General features: G+C 59.4%; 4 protein-coding genes and 1 pseudogene. All 5 read left to right on the top strand.

Features of this window, described 5'->3' with window-relative positions:
* Nucleotides 1-511: pseudogene (locus tag ABDB81_RS30110) on the top strand (hypothetical protein); the annotation flags it as partial.
* A complete protein-coding gene (locus ABDB81_RS30105) occupies nucleotides 504-2,750 on the top strand; it encodes a hypothetical protein (RefSeq protein ID WP_346814378.1) in 2,247 nt (748 codons plus the stop codon). The pseudogene ABDB81_RS30110 and the gene ABDB81_RS30105, both read left to right, overlap by 8 nt.
* Complete coding sequence (locus ABDB81_RS30100) at nucleotides 2,751-3,005, top strand: PAAR domain-containing protein (protein WP_346814377.1); 255 nt, start codon at nucleotides 2,751-2,753, stop codon at nucleotides 3,003-3,005.
* A 9-nt stretch (nucleotides 3,006-3,014) separates the two neighbouring features.
* Nucleotides 3,015-4,274, top strand: coding sequence for a hypothetical protein (locus ABDB81_RS30095; RefSeq protein ID WP_346814376.1), 1,260 nt, complete (start codon nucleotides 3,015-3,017; stop codon nucleotides 4,272-4,274).
* Nucleotides 4,275-4,276: 2 nt separating this feature from the next.
* The coding region (locus ABDB81_RS30090; protein WP_346814375.1) for an ImcF-related family protein at nucleotides 4,277-5,738 on the top strand (1,462 nt) is incomplete at its 3' end.

Raw genomic sequence — 5,738 nt, 5'->3', positions numbered from 1 at the left:
TCGCTCGTTGCGTGCGCGCGAACCCATCAAGTCGCTTCATAAATCGATGCAGGTTCATTTGCCGCCCACCAAAGTCAAGAGTGGCCGCTTGTTAGTGCTCGGCTTGCACTTCTACCCTGACGACCATGTGGAGTTTGAGTTCAGAACGGATCTTCGAGGAACTCGGATTTTCTACGGAGAGATCGATGAGTGGTTGCTTAAAAAGCAGGGAAAGAGATTTAACAACACGATGGAAGATGCAATGGCATTCCGGCGAACAGCGAGGATTGCCAGCGAAGGCTGGACTAAGTACGGATTCACAGATACGCAAGATCTGCAGCAGTACGTCTATCACGTCCTCTTGGTGAATCCGAAGTTCGATGAGCACCCCGCAGTTCAGAAGATTCTCGCCGAAACCAAGGACAAGCCGGGCGCCTTCGGCGCTGCAATGGAAGCACTGCCGATACCGATTGTTGACGACCTGAAGCGCGACAGGTCCAAGAAAACCGAGACAAAGCGAAGCCATGGATAAGCCGACACAAACTGGCCCTGACTGGACCCCCGACGAGGTACTGGACGGCATGCTGATGGCTCACAAGGCCTGCAAACGCGACACAAACTTGCCGTGCGGCGCCCTAATCAAGATGGGATTCTTCTTCGACGGATTTGGGCGTCACAGGGATATTGACGATCCGAAAACATCTCGCTACTCGAATATTTGCCGGCTCTGGGAGGCGCATCGGGACAACGTGGACCGTCGGCGGGAGTCGATGCCCAACCAGTACTGGTACCGCTTCTATTTCTCTGGCCTCGGCACCCCGCTAAACGAGGACGCCAAAACCAACGAATTGCTTACCGCTGCCAGAAACGCCGGGATTTCAGCAGCGAGGTCCTCAGCAAGAGCCGTCTTTGAGAAGCTGCCTGGTGTGTCCATCGTCTATGGGACGAAGAAAGCGGCCAGTGACACGACAAAGGATGCGCTCGTGAAAGCCTACGACGAGTTGTCGTGGCGACCGATAGCGAAGAGCTTCGACGATATGGTCAGGCATGCAAGAGATGCACGCACCCAGGCAGGACGCGTGTTGCGGATGACAGGTGTTGACGGTTCCGTAGCGCGTGGGAAAGCAGCGGTGCGAAGAGCGATGTCGAATGCTGGGAAGAATCCGCTCAAGACGGGAGCTGTCGCTGCCAAGACCATCGTGGTCGACATGGGGCTGGATTCGATCCCGTTCATGCGCGACAGCAAGGCGGCCGCAATGGTGTTCGGCACAGGTGTGGAAGTCCGCTTGCGGTCGGCGCTCATGCAATTCGAAGCAGCAATTCTCGATGCGAAGTCCAAGGCAAAGAGCGTCCTGAGTATCGAAGTCTCTGTGTTTGGCGCGGATCGCGGTGGTGTGATCGCGCGAACGTTCGTCAATGAACTGGTACGCAAGTACAAGAGAGATAACGATCTGGATCTTCGGTTCAGCGTCGACCGGGACGACATTGCCGGTGCGCCGATCGAAATCCGCATGCTGGGCTTGCTCGATGCGGTGTCTTCCATCATGGCCGAGAACGCGTTGCTCAGCTATGTGCCGTACTTGGGCGCCATCAATCAGAACCACAAGGATCGCGATCTGGCAGTACCGGCCGTTGTCCAGAGATGCGTGCATTTCGCAGCGGCACATGAGCTGCGTTTCTATCAGCGCCTGGACAGTCTGGAGAAGACGCGCGGAAGGCAGTATCTCTATCCGGGCACCAGCGAGGACATCACGGGCGGCGCGGCGCCTGGCTCGTTGGGGTTCCGAGGAGAACTGCAGCGCATTGCACTGCGCGACATGTTGCACGAAGCGCTGATGGCAGGTTCGATCGTGGACACGATAGAGGACCAAGAGCAGTTCAAGCCCAGAACCTTTGAGAAGTTCTCTTTAGCCGCACCGGTATCGAATGGGAAAACCAGCTACCAGATCGGAGAGCTCGTCGATGCGTATTGGGAACTGGTGCCGCGTGACGAAGGACTCAACTTTCACGCGCATATGAAGGTGTTCCTTCGCTGGCTGGCTGTCCGCTATCGAACGCCGGAGTTTCGTGCGCCGGCGTATGAAAGGCTCCCGGAACTCAAGCACAAGGCCGATGAAGCCCAGAAAGCGGTAGAGAATGCGAACAATGACTATTTCAAGGTAGATATCCGCAAGCCGGGTGGGCAGGAAGCTCTTAACCAGGCGGGCGCCAGGCTCGAGAATGCCCGAAAGACCAATGATCAGGCAGGCAGGGATTATCGGCGTGCTAAAGAGCATCCCATTATCAGCGTATGGGATCGGGTCGCTGAGGAGGCCGCCAGGCAACTCCTCCACCGCGGCATACACGCCAATTCAAAGCAGTGGCCGCAAATGCTACGGGACATTGCGTCCACCCTCCCAGAGGGTATCGAGGACGTCGAAATGGTGGCCGACGTGTACGAACAGTCTGACTGGATGAGCGCGGATGCCTTCGCACTTGCCGAAGCCTGGATCACAGGCACCGAAGGCCGAGATCCCCTGCCCGAGAAGGTCATGATGCTTTTCGACATGCTCGTACACGACACGATGTTGACGAGCTGGCACGATCACGTGCTTTCGTCGACGCTGTACTTTCGCACGCGAGAGACCGACACGTTCGGCGAGACCGACGAGAAGGAGGAAAAGAAGCAGCGAGAGGCAGACGATCGCCGGGTCAAGGATGATGCAGCGAGGCGCGCCCGAGCGGAAGCTATTGGCTTGCCCGGGTCTTGGACATTTGAGGGGAGACGCTAAATGGCCGGCGTCATCCGGGAAGGCGACCGCCTCAGTCGCGGCGGCGAAGTGCTGCGCGGCGGCACGCAGAAGTTCATGGGAAGGGCGCTGGCGCGTCGTACCGATCCCGTTCGTTGCGACGTCCACGGGTTCAACCATATTGCGGAGGGCAGTCCACGCATCCGGGATGGACTGCTCGAGGTAGCCGAAGACGGACATCGATGCGAGTGCGGCTGCACGTTGATTTCGTCGCTGCCCAACAGCGGCTCACGATAAGGCTGGCGCATGGCAGTCGATTTTTTGCAGTTACCGGAGGAAGTTCCGGTGCCAGAGAAGGGACCGTCACCACTTGTCTGGTCGCTGGTCTTTGTTGCGCTTGCAATGGTTGGGATCGCCGCTGTGCTGTGGTCGTGGCCCCAGGATGCCAAGTCGCAAACGGCGTGGTTCTGGGTCTCGGTCACGGTGATTCCAGCGTGTCTTGCGGGTGCACTCGCGTTGCGCCCTTTCTCGCACTTCCACAAGCGAAGAAATACGGCGATGGCTATCAACACTGCGAGCAAGGGATTCCGGAATGCGGTGTTCGATGTCGCCAGTGTGCCACTGGCGGTACTCGATGCTGTCTACCTGCTGCATGCGGACGAGGCTGAAAACACGTTTGAGGCGTTCTTGCGACGTGCGGACAATCCGCCTACCCGGCAGTCGCGACACTCGCGCGAAATGATTGTTGCCAGCTTGCTGGAGCCTGCCGATGCCGCGCTAGCCTTCGATGATGTAGAGCGACAGCGAGCAACGCTGTCGTGGATTCTGCATTCGTTGCTGAAAAAGGCTGCTGATACGTTAAACACCGTTCCCGACGCCGTCCCTGTCCGGGTGCGACTGGAGATCCAGTCGATTCTCGATGAGGCGACGATTCTGGGCATCTGGAGCGGCTTGTCTTCCTCAGTCCGGCCAGCCGGGCGGGCGGTGACGCCAGTGTGTCAGCCAAGCGGAGGAATCTGGCTTGTCGACACCATGCTCGATTGTTGGCAACCGGCGTTGCGCGACGTGGTGACCTTCGTCATCTGCGCGAATCTGAGCAAAGTCCGCGATATGGATCCCGAACCCGGTAGCTGTGAATCTGCATGCTTGCTCGTGGTGTGTCCGGTGGCCTTGGCCGATGAACGGAAGTTCTCTGTTGTGGGGCGTTTCCATCGCCCGCAGGCAAGCGGCGATACACCTGCGAAGGGCGCTTTGCACTACGCGCTGAAATGGGGGCGAGTCGAGGCGGTCGCGACGGGTGGCGTTGTTAGTGTCGGGCTGAGCAAGGACACCGCAGCCAAACTGCGCGATGCGGGACGCCCGAGCGATGGCGCAGTATCCACCGACTTCGCGCTCGATACTCTGCTTGGCCATACCGGCACGACGGCTCCCTGGCTTGCTGCAACACTGGCGTTGCAGCAGGCGGCCCAGTCTAAAACGCCATACATCGTTGCGACTCAGGACGAGGAACGCGAGCTGTTCGCTGTCCTGACTCCTGTTGCGCCTGAAGTACCGCAAAATCCCTGAACATGATCAAGTTTCGTATCGACGTTTTTTCGTATCTTCTGGTCGCTATCGTCGGCGGCTGCCTCATCTGGTTCAAAGGGGACATGTTCTGGCTGGATTTGGAGACGAAGAAGGCCTTGGCGATCATTGGGCTTTGTGGTCTGCTTGTCCTGATTGCCTTGTACTTCGGCTTCGAGGCCAGGCGTGATGAGGCGCAGGCAACGAAGCGGCTCGCAAAGTTGCTTCGCTGGAACGCGTCTCAAGCCGCCGGCACCGCGCAACTATTGCTAGCCGCTCAGGATGCAAAAACGAGCAAATCTGCAACTTTGGCCGGATGGATGAAGCTGCGCCAACGGCTGCGGGATACTCACGGCCTACGCTGGCGCTACTGCCAACCCTGGCTCCTCCTCACCGGCGACAACGCTGCCATCCAGCGCCTCCTCCCCGATATCGTCGAACACGGCTGGCAGCAAACGGATGATGCCGTGCTGCTGTGGAATGGTGCTGGCGACAACGGCCAGCCCGACCCTACCTGGCTCACCCACCTCTACAAACTCCGTCGCCGCCGCCCCGTCGATGCCATCGTGCTCGTGACCGATGGCGACAAGGATTTGCCGACGCAGCGTCGCGGTATCGAGTCTTATGGCATTCGGCTCGCGCGAATCAACGATGTATTGCGTTGGACTGCGCCAACCTTTGTGCTTGAGACGACTTCAGAACACTCGCCGTCCGCTATCGATGCGCCGCTGATCTACTGTGAGGCGCCGAAGGGAAGCGATGCTGCCGCGTGCGAGGCGGCGTTGCTGGCGTTGCGTGATCGGTTGATGTGCCGGAGTCTGGATCGGTTGCCGCAGTCGCCACGCGAACGGTATCTCGGTGAACTGTCGCGGAAGCTGGACACGCGGGGCACGGCGCTTGCGGAGTGGTTGCCGGGTCTCGCGAAGGCCGCGCGCGAGCAGTTGCCGGTGAGGGGCGTGGCGTTCGTGCCGGCGGTTGCGGACAATGGTCATCAGGGTGACGAACTAACGGTGTGGCAACACCTTGCCGATGCCGCACAACGACAGCCCGGCCGGCGCACGGGCAGGCATCCGTTGACGATCGGGATGTGGCTGGTGCTGGTGGCAATTGGTCTTTGGACCACGGGCATGGTGGTCTCCGGTCTGCGCAATCACTACGATCTGCGGAGTGCGCACGATGCTGCGCAAGCGATCTGGTCGGCGCCGACCGATGCGGTGCGACTGAAGGCGCTGGATGCGCTGCAGCAGCAGATCCAGCGATACGAAGACCGCGTGCAGCACGGCGCGCCGCAATTTACGCGTTTCGGGTTGAACCGCGATGCGGAAGTGCTGGATGCGCTGTGGAAGCCTTATCTGCTGGCGAGTCGCGATATCGTCATGCGGCCCGTGGTGCAGGAACTGGAAGCCGCGCTGGTCGATCTGTCGCAGTTGCAGACCACGGGCATGAACGATGAGGCCGGCAAATGGG

This window comes from Cupriavidus sp. DL-D2 (assembly GCF_039710735.1).
Classification (GTDB): Bacteria; Pseudomonadota; Gammaproteobacteria; order Burkholderiales; family Burkholderiaceae; genus Cupriavidus.
The sequence above is the reverse complement of the archived record's forward strand: the minus strand, read 5'-3'. Positions and strand labels throughout refer to the sequence as shown.

Bases quoted from the DNA above. Each gene is read 5' to 3' on its own strand.
- ABDB81_RS30095 (WP_346814376.1), top strand. From the start codon at position 3,015: ATGGCAGTCGATTTTTTGCAGTTACCGGAGGAAGTTCCGGTGCCAGAG.
- ABDB81_RS30105 (WP_346814378.1), top strand. From the start codon at position 504: ATGGATAAGCCGACACAAACTGGCCCTGACTGGACCCCCGACGAGGTA.
- ABDB81_RS30100 (WP_346814377.1), top strand. From the start codon at position 2,751: ATGGCCGGCGTCATCCGGGAAGGCGACCGCCTCAGTCGCGGCGGCGAA.